The 18,053-nt window shown below is 46.2% G+C and carries 19 protein-coding genes and 1 riboswitch; of the genes, 18 read left to right on the forward strand and 1 reads right to left on the reverse strand.

All coding sequences use genetic code 11. The features are described 5' to 3' along the window. Positions 1-328: 328 nt before the first annotated feature. From F0220_RS00075 to rsmI, 12 genes are all read left to right on the forward strand, one after another. Entirely contained in the window at positions 329-514 is a 186-nt protein-coding gene (locus F0220_RS00075; protein WP_017691396.1) for a sigma factor G inhibitor Gin, read from the forward strand. Between the two features lie 258 nt (positions 515-772). Next, positions 773-2,596, forward strand: a complete 1,824-nt coding sequence (locus tag F0220_RS00080; RefSeq protein ID WP_149846224.1) for an aminotransferase class I/II-fold pyridoxal phosphate-dependent enzyme — start codon at positions 773-775, stop codon at positions 2,594-2,596. A gap of 502 nt (positions 2,597-3,098) precedes the next feature. Then, positions 3,099-3,527, forward strand: coding sequence for a CidA/LrgA family protein (locus F0220_RS00085; RefSeq protein WP_105602454.1), 429 nt, complete (start codon positions 3,099-3,101; stop codon positions 3,525-3,527). Beyond that, positions 3,497-4,189, forward strand: coding sequence for an LrgB family protein (locus F0220_RS00090; protein ID WP_105602453.1), 693 nt, complete (start codon positions 3,497-3,499; stop codon positions 4,187-4,189). Before F0220_RS00085 ends, F0220_RS00090 begins: the two co-directional genes overlap by 31 nt. A 217-nt stretch (positions 4,190-4,406) precedes the next feature. After that, entirely contained in the window at positions 4,407-5,054 is a 648-nt protein-coding gene (gene tmk / locus F0220_RS00095) for a dTMP kinase (protein WP_105602451.1), read from the forward strand. A gap of 61 nt (positions 5,055-5,115) precedes the next feature. Next, positions 5,116-5,445 (forward strand): cyclic di-AMP receptor DarA, encoded by a 330-nt coding sequence (locus F0220_RS00100; protein ID WP_017691391.1) that lies wholly within the window; start codon positions 5,116-5,118, stop codon positions 5,443-5,445. A 346-nt stretch (positions 5,446-5,791) separates the two neighbouring features. Then, entirely contained in the window at positions 5,792-6,235 is a 444-nt protein-coding gene (locus tag F0220_RS00105; protein ID WP_017691389.1) for a YaaR family protein, read from the forward strand. A gap of 9 nt (positions 6,236-6,244) precedes the next feature. Continuing rightward, positions 6,245-7,216, forward strand: a complete 972-nt coding sequence (gene holB, locus F0220_RS00110) for a DNA polymerase III subunit delta' (RefSeq protein WP_091018346.1) — start codon at positions 6,245-6,247, stop codon at positions 7,214-7,216. Between the two features lie 117 nt (positions 7,217-7,333). Then, entirely contained in the window at positions 7,334-8,134 is an 801-nt protein-coding gene (locus F0220_RS00115; RefSeq protein WP_053778939.1) for a PSP1 domain-containing protein, read from the forward strand. A gap of 28 nt (positions 8,135-8,162) precedes the next feature. Then, positions 8,163-8,531, forward strand: a complete 369-nt coding sequence (gene yabA / locus F0220_RS00120; RefSeq protein ID WP_017691386.1) for a DNA replication initiation control protein YabA — start codon at positions 8,163-8,165, stop codon at positions 8,529-8,531. 95 nt (positions 8,532-8,626) lie between these two features. Continuing rightward, on the forward strand, positions 8,627-9,403 hold the full coding sequence (locus F0220_RS00125; RefSeq protein ID WP_091018344.1) for a tRNA1(Val) (adenine(37)-N6)-methyltransferase: 777 nt from the start codon (positions 8,627-8,629) through the stop codon (positions 9,401-9,403). After that, positions 9,404-10,288: a 16S rRNA (cytidine(1402)-2'-O)-methyltransferase gene (rsmI, locus tag F0220_RS00130; protein ID WP_036606130.1), complete on the forward strand. Its 885-nt coding sequence runs from the start codon at positions 9,404-9,406 to the stop codon at positions 10,286-10,288. Positions 10,289-10,568: 280 nt separating this feature from the next. Here the strand turns inward: rsmI and F0220_RS00135 are convergent, their stop codons facing one another. Further along, the gene (locus F0220_RS00135; RefSeq protein ID WP_024633700.1) at positions 10,569-10,823 is read right to left on the reverse strand and encodes an AbrB/MazE/SpoVT family DNA-binding domain-containing protein; all 255 of its coding nucleotides are present in this window, start codon (positions 10,821-10,823) and stop codon (positions 10,569-10,571) included. A gap of 317 nt (positions 10,824-11,140) precedes the next feature. On the opposite strand from F0220_RS00135, the gene F0220_RS00140 reads away from it, so the two are divergent. The 6 genes from F0220_RS00140 (at position 11,141) to yabG (ending at position 18,038) form a co-directional block, all read left to right on the forward strand. Then, on the forward strand, positions 11,141-12,418 hold the full coding sequence (locus tag F0220_RS00140) for an HD domain-containing protein (RefSeq protein WP_091018341.1): 1,278 nt from the start codon (positions 11,141-11,143) through the stop codon (positions 12,416-12,418). Positions 12,419-12,750: 332 nt separating this feature from the next. After that, on the forward strand, positions 12,751-13,521 hold the full coding sequence (locus tag F0220_RS00145; protein ID WP_181155620.1) for a TatD family hydrolase: 771 nt from the start codon (positions 12,751-12,753) through the stop codon (positions 13,519-13,521). A gap of 241 nt (positions 13,522-13,762) precedes the next feature. Beyond that, positions 13,763-14,016: riboswitch (cyclic di-AMP (ydaO/yuaA leader) on the forward strand. 273 nt (positions 14,017-14,289) lie between these two features. Then, positions 14,290-15,474, forward strand: coding sequence for a resuscitation-promoting factor (locus tag F0220_RS00150; RefSeq protein ID WP_091018335.1), 1,185 nt, complete (start codon positions 14,290-14,292; stop codon positions 15,472-15,474). 155 nt (positions 15,475-15,629) lie between these two features. After that, positions 15,630-16,175 (forward strand): ribonuclease M5, encoded by a 546-nt coding sequence (gene rnmV / locus F0220_RS00155; RefSeq protein WP_017691379.1) that lies wholly within the window; start codon positions 15,630-15,632, stop codon positions 16,173-16,175. Positions 16,176-16,179: 4 nt separating this feature from the next. Next, entirely contained in the window at positions 16,180-17,082 is a 903-nt protein-coding gene (gene rsmA, locus F0220_RS00160) for a 16S rRNA (adenine(1518)-N(6)/adenine(1519)-N(6))-dimethyltransferase RsmA (RefSeq protein WP_105602450.1), read from the forward strand. Between the two features lie 59 nt (positions 17,083-17,141). Next, entirely contained in the window at positions 17,142-18,038 is an 897-nt protein-coding gene (yabG, locus tag F0220_RS00165; RefSeq protein ID WP_091018332.1) for a sporulation peptidase YabG, read from the forward strand. Positions 18,039-18,053 lie beyond the last annotated feature (15 nt).

Raw genomic sequence — 18,053 nt, forward strand, 5'->3', positions numbered from 1 at the left:
GAATACACGGACTGTCAGGCTTTGATATCGTTATCATGTATTATATATCGGCTGGGATTCCAAGTTTTTTTAAGGAAATTGAATATAAGTTTGAGTCAGACCAAGAGATACGTGATGTAGAGGTAAATGCGATGGAATGTAGGATAACTGTACATACATAAGCAGGTGAATGTTCTTGTAGGGAGAATGAATGTATTTTTCGGTACAGACACCCACGAGGGGGTGGGCGAATATATATATTTTATAGAAAGAAAGCACTATGAAAATGTTTAAAATAATAGAAACTGTGCAATACTGATAGTAAACGTAAAACAAGGTGGGATGGTTCATGGAAGAACATGCCGAACACACATGTATTATCTGCGAGCAAAGAAAAAGAGAAGGCATTTTTATTGTATCTGAATTCATATGTGACACTTGTGAAGCAGAAATGGTTCATACCGACGCGCAAGATGCCAAGTACAATTATTTTATTCATCAGATGAAGCAAATTTGGGTACAAAAAAACGCATAATGAATGTTGCTAATAGAAGTAGAAGCGAAACATCACATTCTAACGATGCTGATGTGTATAGAGGCCCAATGGGCCTTTTTCTGTTTTTAAGAGAAGAGAATGTCTTGTTTGCCATCTTGGGAAGGCGTATGCTGATATAATGGTATAGATCATTTGCAGTAGAGCGTGTGGAGATGGGGAAGAAGGGCGTTCCCTTGGATTAGGAAGCATTTGGAACCGGGTAGGGCGCACATTATATATGTACAGGATGGTTATTTCATGGATCATAAAAATAAATCAAGTAGAGCCCCTTTATATGAAGCGTTGCTTGCGTATCGTGATTCGAAGCAGCGTTCTTTTCATGTGCCTGGGCATAAGAATGGACAAGCTTACCGACATTTGCTGGAACAAGCAGAAGCAGGGCAATCTCCAGCTAAGGATATTGTTAATGAGGAACAACAGCACGGAGTGATTCAGAGCGATGCAGGAGGGAACGTTAACCGAAGGATAGAGCAATTCAGTTCAGTGGAGAAACATGGGGCTGACATGGGGAGTGGGGAGCGTTGTGGCGATGAAGGGGTTCCTTCGGAAGTAGGATTGGTACCGGATCGTTCATTCCTGGAGATGATGGAGATGGATGTTACGGAAATTACGGGCACCGACGATTTGCATCATCCAGAAGGTGTGATCCAGGAAGCACAGGAGCTTGCGGCAGATTGTTTTGGTGCGGAGGAGAGTTTCTTCCTTGTGGGAGGTAGTACAGCAGGTAATCTTTCCTTACTGCTCACCGTATGTGATGAGCCGAATAGTATTGTGCTGGTGCAGCGGAATGTACATAAATCCGTTATTCACGGGTTGATGCTGGCGGGCGCAAGAGCTGTATTTCTGGAGCCGTGGGTCGATCCTGCGTCTGGACTTGCGGTCATGCCGTCGGTGGAGACGGTGCAGGCAGCTGTCCAGGCCTATCCTGAGGCAAAGGGCGTGTTGGTCACTTTGCCCAATTACTACGGCATGGGCGCTGATCTGACGCCCATAACCGAGGTATGCCACGTTGCTGGCATGCCATTGCTCGTGGATGAAGCGCATGGCGCGCATTATGGGCAGCATCCGGAGCTGCCTGTCTCTGCACTGTCATGCGGAGCAGACGGTGTTGTGCAGTCGACGCATAAGATGCTGACAGCTTTCACCATGGGTGCCATGCTGCACATTCAGGGAACACGGTTAAACCGTTCCCTGTTAAGGCAGCGCCTGGCCATGGTGCAAAGCTCAAGCCCATCATACCCGGTGATGGCTTCGCTTGATCTGGCGCGCCGGCTGCTGCACCTGCAGGGCGCGAACACATTCACGGCGGGGCTCGCCGCCGTGAATGCCTTTAAGCGCGGCCTCGCGGAGCTGCCGCGCTTCCAGTTGCTGCAGCCTGCACAGCCGCTGCAGCCAGAAACGCCAGCCGGAATAGCGAAGCCGGCTGGCATGTCCGTGTCCGCTGCGCAGCAGACACGGGAGGGCCTGACCGCGGCGGCGATGCATTCTGCCGCGGGGTACACCGCTCAGGACCCATTCAAGGCCGTCATCTATGACGGCGCAGGGGTGCTGAGCGGTTATGGGCTACAGCAGCAGCTGGAAGCATGCGGCTGTGTGCCTGAGATGAGCGACGAACGGTACGTCGTCTTGCTCTTCAGCCTGGGCTCAACGGTGCAAGATGCTCAGCACCTGTTGCAGGCTTTACACCATATCAGCTCTGCCGATGGGCATGAGCAGGTCCAATCCAATGCAGAGCCATCGCAACAGATTGCGAAAGGTTCGGCCCATTATATTTCCACGTGGAACAATTTACAAGAAAATACTTGCCACTCGGAACCGATTTCCTTTACACTGCAACCGATTGTAGAGACGGATACGATCAATGTCCCGATAGTAGAAAGTGCAGGTTGTCGATCAGCTGAGATGGTAGTCCCGTATCCTCCAGGGATTCCGCTTGTCTATCCGGGTGAACGCCTAAGTCCATCGATGGTGACACGTATACAACTCCTGCGGGATGAAGGAGCAAAGTTTCACGGGGTATCAGATGCATCTCTACAAGTATTGAAGGTCATGAAGGATTGAAAGGAACATATGAAATCTCTGAATGCGTTCACCAATAGGTAGTCTATATGACCAATACGATACCGGACCCTACACATGTGAGGGTCTCTTGGTCATTAATCTAGTTGCTAGGGTGTGTCTTCAAACTCAGGCATGCAATACGTTGAAGGATGTCAGGGTCCAACATCTTGAAGTCAAGGATTGCTTATCCTGGCGAATTGTCCAGACGATTTTCTAAGGAACCGAGGACGTCTTATTTAGCCTTCGAGTCCTCCTTTTATTTTGTAAGGAACCTGAGATACGTTATTAACCAAATTCACCTAACAAACACGCTGTAAACGGCTGGTTATTCCAATATAGCGTGTTTCAGATTCCTTAGATTGCTGCGGGCGCTTCAAATCGCTGAATAAGACGTCACAGGGTCGTTAGCGCTCCCGCTCCGTGCCCTGATCCAGACACGTTCAGTTTGAAGACACGCTCTAGTTCAACTTACAAAGATAGACATAAGAAAGAAGGGAACACTTTGGGTATTCCGCTAAAAAAATATACAGGAATAGTCCTGCAAGTTTTGTTGATGTACGGTTTTTACTGGATTGGCAACTTCATTCAAACTCTATTACATCTGCCGTTAACAGGAAGTATTGTGGGTATGCTGGTTTTGTTTATTGCCATTCAACTGGGATGGGTCAAAATGAGCTGGGGAGAAGAAGGGTCAACTTGGCTTCAATCCCATTTGCAATTATTGTTCATTCCACCTACTGTGGGCATCATTAATCATTTTGAGTTTTTTAGAGCCAACACCTTGTTATTGGTTCTTGGTTTGATCGTTAGCACATTAATCACATGTCTGATATCTGCCAAATTAAGTGAGTGGCTTATGGCATGGAGATCGTCTCATTCAGGCAAAAAGGAGGCGATCACTTGTCAGCATTCATCCTCGGAATTGGAATGATCGCGCTAACCATCGCTGTATACATTCCAGCCACTAGTCTATATAAAAGGCTGAGATGGCCAATACTTATGCCTGTACTTACAACGACTGCCATACTGATCCTGATTTTGGTGATTTCCGGTATAAAGCTGGATACGTACATGCTGGGTGGCAAATGGATACAGGAGCTCTTGGGTCCAGCAGTTGTATCTCTCGCTTTTCCCTTGTCCAGACATCTGCATGTGCTGAAGCAAAATATCATTCCAATTGTGGGTGGAACAATCGGAGGCAGTATTACAGGTGTCTCCACAGGGGCTTTAATCGCCATTCTGCTTGGCTATCCTCAGGAAATGGTCATCGCTTTATTGCCAAAATCCGTGACAACTCCTGTGGCTATTCAACTGGCTAATCAGGTTGGAGGGAATGCCTCATTCACATCGCTTTTTGTGATGATTGCAGGATTCTCAGGGATATTATTGGGGCCGATGCTCTTGAAATGGGCCAAAGTCCGCAGTAAACATGCCTATGGAATTGGACTGGGTTCAGCATCTCATGCCCTCGGCATGGCAAGGTCTTTTGAGTATGGAGAGAATGCGGTAGCCCTAAGTTCAGTTTCCATGATTGTAAGTGCCATTGCCGGATCAATTATGCTTCCATTATGGGTATGGATCATCTACGGTTGAGCGCTTTAGTTTGTTGTTCATGTTGGAGTAACTGCTGACCTATAGTATGATAGAAAGAAACAAGCTTGTATGATCTTGGTGTTAATATTACGTACCGATATAGCTGTAGCTATACACCTCTGGGCGGGGGAAATCATATCCTGTAGCAAGAGGGTCTAAGCATTTTCAATTACAGCAGCAATAGATGCAATTATCGACATAGAAAGCAGGGAAGCATATGCAGGGCAGAGGTAAATTCATTACGCTGGAAGGGGGAGAGGGTTCCGGTAAAACAACGATGATCGGTAGAATAGGTTCTTATTTTGAAGAACGGGGTATACCTTACGTAGTTACGCGAGAGCCTGGTGGAATTGAGATTGCGGAGAAAATACGTTCGATTATTCTGGACCCTCTTCATACGGCAATGGATGCTCGAACCGAAGCGCTATTGTATGCAGCTGCACGCAGCCAGCATCTGGCGGAGAAAGTAGAGCCTGCGCTGAGAGCTGGAAAAGCAGTCATCTGTGACCGATTTGTCGATAGCAGTCTGGTCTATCAAGGCTACGCCCGTGGACTCGGGATAGAGAATGTATGGGCCATTAATCGTTTTGCGATCGGTGATCTCATGCCGGATGTGACCTTATATCTGGACATTGAGCCTGAAGTGGGGCTTGCCCGGATCGATGCTCATGATGGCCGAGAAGTGAACCGTCTGGATCTGGAAAATCTGGAGTTTCACCGTAAAGTGCGAGAGGGTTACTTCCTATTAAAAGAGCAGTTCCCGGAACGATTCAGAGTTATCGATGCTTCTATGAAGCAGGAGGATGTCTTGGCAGCAATGATTTTGTCGCTGGAGACAGGGATTTTGAAGGATTTTGACGAGTAATTGTCTAATATATAGACAGGGCATTTGATAAAGGTGCTTATTCTAAAGGAGGTTATGCAGGATGAAACTGATTGTTGCGATTATACAGGATAAAGACAGCAACCGATTATCCAGCGCATTGGTCAAAGCAAACTTTCGGGCAACCAAGTTGGCCAGTACGGGTGGATTTTTGAAGGCAGGCAACACGACGTTTATGATCGGTGTCGATGATGGTCAAGTCGAGTCCGTAATGAACGTCATTCGCAGCAGCTGTAAGGTTCGTGAACAGCTCGTGACTCCGGTCACACCGATGAGTGGAACAACCGACTCTTACCTGCCGCTACCTGTTGAAGTTCAAGTAGGTGGAGCTACTGTATTTGTTCTCCCGGTAGATCGCTTCGAACATTTCTAATTTACACTTTTTGCATGGAACCCATGAGGGTCTTTCATGATCAATAGCATGTTGGAAACGATGGATGCAAGAAGATTTAAATGAAGTTCGTGCGTGCCACTTATGGAGCCGCCTTTCTGGAACAGAAGAATTGGCACACTCTTTCCGGATGAGCATTTCCTAGCTGGGGAATGCTCATCCGGAAAGAGGCTGACTACAAACAACAAGTCCTTGATGGTGATGTGTATCTACCATTATATATAGAGTGTGATCAGCATATATAAAAGCCTCATCCTCACGCACAGGCGCAGCGCGCACTGTGCTGATGGGCGATTGTGGCTAACTATGATAGAAAGCGGGCGTATCCATGAAAATCAATCCTGGATTCAGACCGATTCAGAGCGGGATCAGTTCTACTGATTCAGGTTCCAAACCGGTTCAATCCAAAAATTTCTCTGATATGATGAACCACCAGGGGGAACGGGCCTCACAAGCTGAACTGAATCGCCGGTTTAGTGAAATCCAGCTTCAGGGCGATCGCCTGGCACGTTCCATGACGATTCGTGAACTGAAGGCGTATAAGCAACTTGTTAAAAGGTTCCTGGAAGAGACCGTTCGTCGCGGTGTATCCATGAAAGAGACAAGGGGTTGGGATCGTCGCGGCAGAGGCAAGCGTTATAAGCTGATTGATGAAATTGACTCCGCTCTGTTATCCATGGCTGATGAATTGCTGGATACAGAAGAAGGAAAAATCTCTCTATTGCAACAAGTAGGCGAAATTCGGGGGATGCTTATTAATTTAAGCTTCTGAGGAGGAAGTATGTCCTTTCAACAGATTATGGGTCAACAAGCGGCCAAGCAAATGTTACAAAGCAGTTTGAGACGACAGGCGATAAGCCACGCATATTTGTTTAGCGGTCCTGCTGGTAGTGGTCAACGGAAGACGGCAATTACCTTTGCCAAAGCAATCTTCTGTACAGAACTTGAAGATGACGCGTGCGGGCAGTGTCTTGAATGTCGTAAGGTGGATCATGGTAACCATCCGGATCTAACCATGCTTGCACCAGATGGAAACAACATTAAAATAGATCAAATCCGGGATCTGCAGCGTATTTTTTCATACAGATCCGAGGCAGGCCATCCCAAGGTATATATTATAGAACAAGCCGAGAAAATGACGGTGCAGGCAGCAAACAGTTTGTTGAAATTTTTGGAGGAACCGCAGGTACCGGCAGTTGGCATCCTGATTACAGATAATGGACAGGCCATGTTGCCAACAATCCGCTCACGCTCCCAATTGGTGCCGTTCAGCGCACTTAATCCGGAAGAGATGCTGCAATCCCTGATCGAGGAAGGGAACCCTGCCAATCTGGCTCGCTCTGCCGTCCATTTAGCGTCAGGATTGGAAGCATGTAGAGAAATTCTCCAGCAGAATTGGTTTGCAGAAATTAGAAACGTAATGTTACAATTAGGGAAGGAGTCCCTGGGTAGAGGAAGTACATCATTGATCTCTGCACAGCAGAAGCTTTTTAAAACCGGACTCTCTGAACACCTGGACATGTTACTCAGTTTGTTCCATCTATGGTTTAGGGACATGCTGTATGTTCAGTACGATAGGCATGAACATATCGTTTTTATAGATCAGTTAGACATGTTATCTCAGTTGGCACATACCCGCAGCACAGAGCAGTGGGTCTCCTATATGGATATGGCCGCAGCATGCAGAAAAAAATTGCGTTTTAACGTCAATGGCCAGCTTTGTCTGGAGCAATTTTTGATCGGTTTGGCATAAGACTGGGAGAGGGCAAAGTTAGCTCCAATCATATGCAAACGGTTATAACTTCGGCCGGTTCCCTAAGAAGACGGGGCTTCAGACGAAGTGGGGTTGGCTTACAAGGGGGTTAATTTTTTGTACAGTGTAGTGGGTGTCCGTTTCAAAAAAGCGGGCAAAATTTATTACTTCGATCCCCTGGACCTTCCCATTGAGAAAGAAAACTGCGTTATCGTGGAGACAGCGCGGGGGGTTGAGTACGGTAAGGTTGTCGTAGGTAAGAAGGAAGTGGGCGAGTCCGATGTGGTGTTGCCGCTGAAGAAAGTCATCCGCGTTGCGGGCGAGACAGATGCCCGTGTGGTTGATGAGAACAAGCGTGCAGCCAAAGAAGCATTCGGTACTTGTTTAAATAAAATCAAAGACCATGGCCTCAAAATGAAGCTGGTCGATGTGGAATTTACGTTTGATCGCAATAAAATTATTTTTTATTTTACAGCTGAAGGAAGAGTTGATTTCCGGGAGCTGGTCAAGGATCTGGCAAGCATATTCCGGACACGAATCGAGCTGAGACAGATTGGTGTACGTGATGAAGCGAAGATGCTTGGTGGAATCGGACCTTGCGGCCGTGTGTTGTGTTGTTCTTCCTGGCTGGGAGACTTTGAGCCGGTATCAATCAAGATGGCTAAAGATCAGAGCCTGTCACTGAATCCGACGAAAATTTCAGGGTTGTGCGGAAGACTCATGTGCTGTCTGAAATTTGAGCATGATAACTATGAAAGTGTGAGAGAAGAACTGCCAGCTGTAGGCAAATTGGTCGTCACCTCATTGGGTGAAGGAAAAGTTGTCGGAATTAATGCCGGTAGCCGCACAGTCCATGTTCAACTGTTCGACATCAGTAAAGTCAAAGAACTTCCGCTGGATGACGTCGTTATCAAGTAAACCATAAAGGTTGCTTCGGGGTGGAAACTTGGAAAAGAAAAATCTGTTTACGCACATTCATGAAATGGAAACCCAACTGGGTCAGTTGCACGGTGATTTAGGAGAGTTAAAAATGATTGTGAAGGAGCTGCTTGAAGATAATCAGCGGCTTACCATCGAGAATGAGCAGTTACGCAAACTGCTCAAACGTGAGGCTCCGGCAGATCTGCCGATCTCCTCAGCACTCGCTCCTGTAGCAAGACCAGCAGGTCCGGCTACAGGCGAGGATGTTGTGGGTGAAGGGTATGATAATCTAGCCCGGTTGTATCACGAAGGCTTCCATATCTGCAACGTCTATTATGGACATTTGCGGACGGAAGGCGATTGTCTGTTCTGCCTGTCTTTTTTGAATAAATGAAGTGACCGTAGGGATCCCCTACGGTTTTTTTTCAAGGTTATAAACCTAAACTAAACGAACATGAGATATAGAGTACCGGAGGATGAGCGTAACATATGAAAGCAAATGAAGTTGTGTTACATGAGTCAGAGCGGATTGATGATCTGCTCTCTCATGATCTGAGAATCATTCAAAGTGATGAAGTGTTTAGTTTTTCGATGGATGCCGTATTATTAGCCCGGTTTGCTTCGGTACCTAAACGGGGTCGTGTACTTGATTTGTGTACGGGTAACGGGGTGGTTCCCATTTTGCTTACAACGCGTACGCAGGCTAGTCTGGAAGGGATCGAGATTCAGCCACGTTTGGCTGATATGGCGCGTCGCAGTGTGCAATTAAATGCATTGGATGAGTCGATTATGATTCGTGAAGGTGATTTGCGAGAACTGGTGAAAGAAACAGGACATGCTGTATACGATGCAATAACGGTTAATCCTCCATACATGCCTCTGAATGGCAGTGATCTTAAAATGAACACACATCAGGCAATGGCACGTCATGAGATCGGATGTACTCTGGAAGAAGTGATACAAGCTTGCAGTCGACTTGTACGTAATGGCGGCAAAGTATCGATGGTTCATCGTCCGCAGCGCCTTGCAGAGATTATCTCACTCATGCGCGAATATAAGCTGGAACCAAAACGGATTCGGATGGTACATCCCCGTGCTCATTTGGAAGCCAACATGGTGTTAATTGAAGGAATGAAAGATGGTAAACCCGAAGTAAGGATGCTTCCTCCACTCATTGTCTACAATGAAGAGGGGAAATACTGCGAAGAGATTATGGATATTTACTATGGTCAGCAACCTGAGCGTACTACGAAAGGAGGGCTTTAGATGACTTTGCATATTCAAAAAAGCTATGCGGAGCAGCCTGAAGGATCAGGCAAGCTCTATCTGGTTGGAACACCCATTGGTAATCTGGAGGATATGACCTTCCGTGCCATCAAGACATTGCAGAGTTGTGACATCATTGCAGCAGAAGATACACGCCAGACCCGAAAGCTGCTTACCCATTTTGAAATTACACCTTCGATGCTGTTTAGTTATCATGAGCATAATAAGGGGGCGAGTGGACCTGAACTGATACGCTATATAATAGAAGGAAAAAATTTGGCACTCGTCAGCGATGCTGGTTTGCCAGCCATTTCGGACCCTGGTTCTGACCTTGTACAGCTTGCACTGGAAGCCGGAATAACGGTCATTCCCATCCCGGGGCCCAACGCTGCGTTGTCTGCTCTGATCGTGTCCGGATTACCGACGGAGCGTTTTACATTCGGCGGTTTTTTGCCGCGGGAGAAAAAGGACATGCGAAAAGTGCTGGAGGCGTTTGACGAATCCAACGGGACTTTGTTATTTTATGAATCGCCTCACCGTATCCGGAAAACATTAGTCCACCTTGAAGAAATTCTGGGTGATCGCTCGATTGTCCTGGCACGTGAACTAACCAAGCGTCATGAGGAATTCGCAAGGGGCACCGTGAGGGAATGCATAGACTGGCTTGAAGAACATCCGCCTCTTGGCGAGTACTGCTTGCTGGTAGAAGGCATTAAGGAAGAGGAGCGTAAGGCTGAGCGCGAAGCATGGTGGCAGCTCATGTCACTCGCGGATCATGTCAGCCATTATGAGGGTGAAGGACATAACCGCAAAGATGCAATGAAAAAAACGGCTACCGATCGCGGTCTGGCGAAGCGGGATGTATATAATGCATTAATCGAGTAGTAATCTAACCAAATAACTACTGTTGTGGGGAACATAACCTGAAAAGAAGCTTATATCCAACCCTAGTGGAATATTAAAAAGAGCAGCGTGGCTAAAAAAAATTCCGAACAATTTCATCGTTCTCTCCCAGTTCGCGTGTGACGGAATCATTTTGGGTAATGGAACCCATAACAAGGCAAAAAAATACCTTCCGCGGTGGGGTTCACACCGGGAAGGTCATTAAGGAATATTAAAAGGTTAGAAATAACAATTTAGATAAGTCCAGTATACCTGGTTTTTCTTATTTTGTCACAGGTGCAGGGATTTCGGAAATACATTCGTTACAAACAATTTTACCTTTGAAGTAAGTAACGTTCTCTGCATTACCACAGAAGATACAAGCAGGCTCGTATTTTTTCAACATGATGCGCTCGCCGTCAACGTAGATTTCCAGAGCATCTTTTTCACCAATACCGAGCGTACGGCGCAATTCAATTGGAATAACTACCCGTCCCAGTTCGTCCACTTTTCTTACAATACCTGTTGATTTCATCATTATAATCAGTGCTCCTCTCAGCTAACTATCTTTGTCATTATTCGACATTATTTTATGTTTTATGATACTCATCATACCAACGATTCCCAAATCAGTCAACCTTAAAATTAGCTTAAAATTAAGGGTGTTTTTCACAAGGTTACTGGTGGTAAGGGATTGGCAGCAGTTTTTCGCATTTAAACCTCAATGTCAGCTTTGTCGATTTGGAAAACGACAAAACCACTTCATTCGACAAAGTTCGTCATATGGTGTCGAATATTAGGTGAATCGCAGAGCTCAAAGCGTTAATATAAAAGGAATTAAAGGAGTGAGTCGACATGGAACAACGTTTAACGGAAGAGAAAGTATTCAAAGATCCGGTACATAATTATATCCACGTGCAAGATCCGGTTATATGGCAGTTAATTAACACCCCGGAATTTCAGCGTCTACGCCGGATTCGTCAGCTGGGTACTTCTTACCTTACCTTTCACGGAGCAGAGCATAGTCGGTTCTCACATTCACTAGGTGTTTATGAGATCACACGCAAGATCATCTCTCAATTTGAAAGAAGTCATTATTCGGATTGGCCGAAGGAAGAAAAGATTGTAGCTCTGTGTGCAGCTCTACTTCATGATCTCGGGCATGGGCCATTCTCTCACTCCATCGAGGAAGCTTTTGACATGAATCACGAAGATTGGACTTGTCGCATTATTACAGGTGATACCGAAGTAGGGGCGATCTTAAGACGGTATGCTCCTGATTTTCCTGAGAAAGTAGCGTCTGTCATCCAAAAAACGTATGAAAAGCCGATTGTGGTGAACTTGGTGACCAGTCCGCTTGATGCAGACCGAATGGACTATTTGCTCAGGGATGCCTATTTTACAGGTGTAAATTACGGCACGATTGACCTTGATCGTATCCTTCGGATGCTGCGTCCTTATCATGGGCGGATTGTAGTCAAGGAGTCAGGCATGCATGCTGTGGAGGATTACCTCATGTCTCGGTACCAGATGTATTGGCAGATTTACTTCCATCCGGTAACTCGTAGTTCTGAAATTATATTGCGGCAAATATTCAAGCGAGCAAAAACACTCATACAGCATGGTTTTCAATTTCGCTTCATGATTGATCCACTCCCTCAATTATTTGGAGGAGAATTATCCGTGGATGAATATTTGCAGTTGGATGAAGCCTTAATTCAGACGGCATTTACACAGTGGCGAAAGGAGGACGATACTGTTCTAAGTGAGTTATGCGAACGTTTTATGGATCGCAAGTTATATAAGTATGTAGAGCTTGAACAGGTCGACTTGACAATGATGGAAGAGATTCGGGAAGCTTTTGTACAGGCTGGTCTCGATCCCGAATATGATCTTGAAATTGATTTTCCCTCGGATAATCCGTATGATGTGTTTCGTCCGGATGAATCCACAGATAAGCAGATTCTTCTTCTGGATCGACAGGACAATTTACGTGAGTTGTCAGAAGTATCTGACATTGTCCGTTCCATCAGTGGGCTTCACCGAGGGAAACATCATTTGTATTACCCGCAAAATAAGGTGGATGCGATTATTCACGAATTACCGTCACATATACGCCCCTATTTCTTGTAATCGTGTGGGTATAATCCGATGAAGAATTTCGATATCAAAACACTTTCTAAAAGAGCTATTTTTCATGATACAGTAATCTGCTTTAATGGGGCGTATATGTAGATCGACATAATTTTGTAAATGCAAGCAGGAAGAATGAGCACAATTAGCAATATATAGATCAGAATATCCGTATATCTTCTATATATTGTAGTTGTGAAGAAACAAATGTAATGATGTAATACACAGATACCCAAAATGTTTTATGTATGAGTCATTGAATTATTGAATTTTACAAATTTGATTTTGAAAAAGAAGATAGTCGTTATTTCGACATGAAGGGAGATACAGACATGATGCTGTTCGACACACATACACATCTGGATGCACCACAATTCGACGAGGACCGCGAGGACATGATTCAGCGTGCTGTGGATGCAGGAGTTGGTCGCATGATCAACATTGGTTTTAACCGGGAGACAATTCCAACCACAATGAAACTCGCTGAAACATATGACTTTATATATGCAGCTGTAGGGTGGCATCCCGTAGATGCGATCATAATGCAGGACGGCGATTTGGAGTGGATTGCATCTTTATGCAAACATGAAAAAGTGGTTGCGATCGGTGAGATTGGATTGGATTATCATTGGGATACATCACCAAAAGAAATACAGCATCGCGTATTACGACAACAAATTGCTTTGGCGCGTGAAGTAAACATGCCGATTGTCATCCATAATCGGGATGCACATGAGGATATCATAAGAATTTTGCGTGAAGAGAAAGCGGGTGAAGTTGGTGGTGTGATGCACTCGTTCTCGGGCAGCTGGGAAACAGCCAAAAGTTGTCTCGATATGGGCTTCCATCTCTCCTTCGGAGGACCGATCACATTCAAAAATGCAAAGCAGCCCAAAGAGGTGCTGGAGAAGGTTCCTATGGACCGGTTTTTCATTGAAACAGATGCTCCATATTTGACACCTCACCCTTATCGTGGAAAGCGAAATGAGACAGCGCATGTACGTCTGGTTGCAGAGGCAGCTGCGGAAATTAAAGGCATTTCGGTGGAGGAAATTACTGCAATAACAACCAAAAATGCCATGGAACGATTTGGAATTCGTTAAAAAAACGAGCAAATGAGGCGAAAAAGGCAGGTAAGCGGAGGTAATTTGCTCTTTGATCCAAATAAATCAAGAATATTACAATATTTTAACCAAATATTCAGAAAAACGTACTTGATCAACGCTTTACAACATGCATCAAAACAGGATATCATCTTTTCAGTGAATTGTTGTGCGGAAAATTGGACAGATGTTCGGGGGATGAACAAAGGGACACTTTCCGATGAAACAACATTACTTTCATGAATCAGTCTCGCTGAGTCTCCGTTAACGGAGAGCGGGGGAACCAATAGGGCTTAAACATCGGTGTATTTGGCCGATGCGCAACGTTCGCTGACCCAAAAGCAGCGAAGGGAACTGCGAAGCCGTATTTGATTTCTTCTTTGGGTCTCGGGGTGAATTCAAGGGCGTCCGCCATGAGCGGGTGACCCAAGATAGGGCGGCTCTCTTTCGCCCGAACCCGACAGCTAACCTCGCAAGCGGAAAAAGAGAGGCAACCTCGTGCATGAATTTCCGATATTCAAAATCATTCGGAAGCCACGAAAGAGTTCCTCTTACACTCTTTCTTTGGCTTTTTTGTTTTTGAATAAAAGAAATATTGTCATCATACGGTAGGTATTCAGGAGGATGACATCATGTTGCGAAGATTGATTCATGGTGCAGAACCGGATTATGTTGGTCCAATCTGTGTTCTGTAGAAAATTTGGTATAGTCACGTCAAAGACATCATGCATTACTTTAGACGGCGAGGCTATGAAGGAGGACGGAGAAGTGGGCACATTCCAACCAGAAGAGACCCATGAGTCACGATCATCCAGTAAGTCTTTCGCGTTGCGGTGGAAGCATGAGAACATGCGTCAAATGGCATTGATCGCGATTTTCTCAATTGCGCTTACAATCATGATCTTGTTAGTCGTTTACGGTCAGGCCGGGAAACAAATTTCACTGGTTATTGATGGCAAAGCTCAGGTGGTAGAGACTCGTACAGGAATGCTTCAGGAAATGCTGGAGGAGCAGTCGATCACAGTCAGCCCTCACGATAAGGTATCCATGTCCATGAACGGGGCAATTACAGATGGAGACCGAATTGTTATTGAGCGGGCCGTTCCAGTTAACATTACGGCAGACGGAGACACCAAGACTCTGTATACAACGGATTCATCGGTAGAAGATGCAATTCAAAAATCAGGTATTCAAGTTGAAAGTAATGATAAAGTGTATCCGGCGCTTGGAACTGCGATCAAAGCGGAGATGAAGATCCGTGTAGTGCGCGTAACAAAGCGTACAGTCGAAGTAGAGCAACCGATCGCTTACAAAGTCATTAAAACGGCTGACCCTAGCTTGTACAAAGGGGATAACCGTGTCGTTGTGAACGGCAAAGAAGGCAAACTTGTGCAGCATATCGAAAAGGTATTTCAGGATGGAGAATTGGTCTCCAAAAAAATGGTCCGCAAATCTGTCGCGAATAATCGTGTAGATAAAGTGATCGCTGTCGGCACCAAAGCAAAACCGGTCGTGAAAGAACCTGAGATTCAGACCGTATCGGCTCAAACTTCAACAACCAAAAAGGCTACAACAACGAACTCGAAGAAAACATCTGCCTCGGGCAGCAAAGTGATTACCGTATCCGGGACTTCTTTTAAATACTCCAAAGTACTTAAAAATGTATCTATGACTGCCTACTCTTCTGAAGAGCCTGGCATTGGAACTAAAACAGCTTCCGGTACTCGTGTAACGGAAGGGCGCACCATCGCGGTTGATCCCAAAGTCATTCCAATTGGCTGGTGGGTATATATCGAAGGTCTGGGATTCCGTCGTGCGGAAGACACAGGCGGCGCGATTAAAGGCAACAAAATTGATGTGTATTATGACAGTGTGAAGCATGCCCTGAATTTTGGACGTAAGAAAGGCAAGACGGTCTACGTGATCGGTCCGGTGAAGCCGGAAGCGAACTAAAATCGTTTTACTTTGAAATGGGAATGCTATAAAATAGTTGCATGAATGATTCATGCGGAATATGCGGCGGAGGAGTCTGAATTCAGTCTCCCCCGCCGTTTGGCAGAGAAGAGGATATTCCTCTTCTTTTTGCGTTAGAAAGGAAGAAATGGAACATGATAAAAGAAGTCATTGTGGTTGAAGGCCGTGATGATACGGTAGCCATTCGTCGGGCCGTGGAAGCCGATACAATAGAAACAGGCGGATCAGCCATCAACCAACGCATTCTGAAGCGGATTGCGCTTGCTCAGGAGAGACGGGGAGTCATTGTACTGACAGATCCGGATCATGCCGGCGAACGCATTCGTAAAATTATTGCGAATAAGGTGCCTGGATGCAAGCATGCTTTCATTCCGGAAGCCGATGCAACGCGCAAAGGGGACATTGGGGTGGAGAATGCCTCACCAGAGGCGATCCGTCATGCTCTGGCGCGCGTACATACATCATACGAAGGTGCTCCGAGCCTGATCGATTGGGAGGACCTGATCGCGGCAGGACTTATCGTGCATCCGCAGGCTGCTGCACGTCGCATGGAGATGGGCAATCTGCTGGGCATCGGTTATTGTAACGGTAAGCAGTTCCACAAACGTCTCAGTGTATTTCAGATTACACGGGAAGAGTTCTCTACAGCATTAGCGCAAATTGAACGTGAAGGATTGTGAGCATATGAAGGACATGGAAGATACGATAGAAATTGCAACGCCTAAGCGAACGAAAGAGATTATTCAAAAACATGGATTCTCATTTAAGAAAAGTCTGGGTCAGAACTTTTTGATCGATCAAAATATACTGAACAAAATCGTTAATGCAGCCGACCTGGACGAGTCCAAGGGCGCACTAGAGATCGGGCCGGGTATTGGAGCCCTTACGGAGCGACTGGCTCGGGTAGCCGGTCCTGTCACAGCCGTAGAGATTGATCAGCGCTTGATCCCAATCCTGGGAGAAGTGATGCAGCCTTATTCGAATGTACGTGTTCATCATGGGGATGTGTTGAAGCTTGATCTGGCTGAGTTGTTTAATACGGATTTTGCATCCGTGGACAAAGTCAGTGTCGTGGCTAACCTGCCTTATTATGTAACGACTCCAATCATGATGAAACTGTTGGAAGAGAAGCTGCCGGTAGACAGTATTGTTGTCATGATCCAAAAAGAAGTGGCTGAACGGATGGCTGCTGCACCAGGATCAAAAGATTACGGCAGTCTAAGCATCGCAGTTCAGTATTACAGTATGCCGGAGCTTGTGTGTATTGTGCCGCCCACGGTCTTCATTCCGCAACCTAATGTGGAATCGGCTGTCATTAAGCTGAAAGTGCGTGAGCAACCGCCAGTGGAGATTCCGGATGAAGCACACTACTTCGAAGTGGTACAGGCTTCTTTTGCCCAGCGGAGAAAAACAATCTCAAACAACTTGAAGGCACGTTTCTTCACAAAGGAGAACCGGGGACAGGCAGACATTCTGCTGGAGCAGGCAGGTATTCAACCGTCCCGACGTGGAGAGACGTTGAGTCTGCAAGAGTATGCCACACTCAGCACCGTAATGTGGGAAGCAGGGGTACGTGCAGCGCTGTAAAATTTGAATGAACCAAACCGGGTCTCTGCCCATACGATGGGGTAGAGGTGATTACGTTGATGAATATCGGAGACTTGGTCGTTCGGAAGTCATACGGCGGCGATGTGACTTTTCGGGTGGAAGGCCTCCAGTTGGATGCTGCGGTCATTAAAGGGACTGAGTTCCGGCTGCTTGCCGATTCCCCGGTGGACGATTTGATACAGGTTCCCTATGAACCGCAAAGCGCCAAGACCAGACAGGCGCATGTTAAAGCACATCAGACCCTGTCCCGCCTGCAGCAGAATCGTATGGAACAGGCTGAGCGGAATCGCGAAGGTCTGGTACAGGATTGGTCTGCTCAGCAGGAACCGGCTTATTTTGAAATGCCTGGAAAGGTGCTTCATCTGGATGGAGATCCGAACTATTTGAAAAAAAGTATGGATCTCTATGAGCAACTTCGTGTGCCCGCAGAGGGACAATATGTCCATGAATCGGCAATGGCAGATACCTTATACCGCTTATTACCCAAAGTACGTCCGGATATCGTAGTTATTACGGGTCATGATGGGGTGCTAAAGACACGTCAGCCCTATGACTTATATAGTCTTGGTAGCTACAAGAACTCGCAAAATTTTGTGTCGGCCATTCAGGTGGCCAGACAATATGAACGCCATCTGGACGCACTCACTATTGTGGCAGGGGCCTGTCAGTCCCATTTTGAGGCACTGCTGCGCGCTGGAGCGAACTTTGCCAGTTCTCCAGGCAGAATTCTCATTCATGCACTTGACCCGGTCTATGTGGCAGCCAAGGCCTCCTTCACCTCTGTGCGTGATACGGTCAATATGAGTGATGTTCTGCACAATACCATCAGTGGTAGCCAGGGTGTGGGTGGTGTCGAGACACGGGGGAGTTACCGGGTAGGTCTGCCTGGGCTGAATGATTTATCTACGTTAAAAGTGAACCCGTCGGCAGTCTGATGTAGGCCATTTAAA

The sequence above is a fragment of the Paenibacillus sp. 37 genome, assembly GCF_008386395.1.
GTDB classification, from domain to species: domain Bacteria; phylum Bacillota; class Bacilli; order Paenibacillales; family Paenibacillaceae; genus Paenibacillus; species Paenibacillus amylolyticus_B.

What these genes read in the sequence shown, in the direction of transcription:
- yabG (WP_091018332.1), top strand. Translation starts at nt 17,142, where the DNA reads ATGAATATCGGAGACTTGGTCGTTCGGAAGTCATACGGCGGCGATGTG.
- tmk (WP_105602451.1), top strand. Translation starts at nt 4,407, where the DNA reads ATGCAGGGCAGAGGTAAATTCATTACGCTGGAAGGGGGAGAGGGTTCC.
- rnmV (WP_017691379.1), top strand. Translation starts at nt 15,630, where the DNA reads ATGATAAAAGAAGTCATTGTGGTTGAAGGCCGTGATGATACGGTAGCC.
- F0220_RS00075 (WP_017691396.1), top strand. Translation starts at nt 329, where the DNA reads ATGGAAGAACATGCCGAACACACATGTATTATCTGCGAGCAAAGAAAA.
- F0220_RS00100 (WP_017691391.1), top strand. Translation starts at nt 5,116, where the DNA reads ATGAAACTGATTGTTGCGATTATACAGGATAAAGACAGCAACCGATTA.
- holB (WP_091018346.1), top strand. Translation starts at nt 6,245, where the DNA reads ATGTCCTTTCAACAGATTATGGGTCAACAAGCGGCCAAGCAAATGTTA.
- F0220_RS00140 (WP_091018341.1), top strand. Translation starts at nt 11,141, where the DNA reads ATGGAACAACGTTTAACGGAAGAGAAAGTATTCAAAGATCCGGTACAT.
- F0220_RS00135 (WP_024633700.1), bottom strand. Translation starts at nt 10,823, where the DNA reads ATGATGAAATCAACAGGTATTGTAAGAAAAGTGGACGAACTGGGACGG.
- rsmI (WP_036606130.1), top strand. Translation starts at nt 9,404, where the DNA reads ATGACTTTGCATATTCAAAAAAGCTATGCGGAGCAGCCTGAAGGATCA.
- rsmA (WP_105602450.1), top strand. Translation starts at nt 16,180, where the DNA reads ATGAAGGACATGGAAGATACGATAGAAATTGCAACGCCTAAGCGAACG.
- F0220_RS00080 (WP_149846224.1), top strand. Translation starts at nt 773, where the DNA reads ATGGATCATAAAAATAAATCAAGTAGAGCCCCTTTATATGAAGCGTTG.
- F0220_RS00105 (WP_017691389.1), top strand. Translation starts at nt 5,792, where the DNA reads ATGAAAATCAATCCTGGATTCAGACCGATTCAGAGCGGGATCAGTTCT.
- F0220_RS00145 (WP_181155620.1), top strand. Translation starts at nt 12,751, where the DNA reads ATGATGCTGTTCGACACACATACACATCTGGATGCACCACAATTCGAC.
- F0220_RS00125 (WP_091018344.1), top strand. Translation starts at nt 8,627, where the DNA reads ATGAAAGCAAATGAAGTTGTGTTACATGAGTCAGAGCGGATTGATGAT.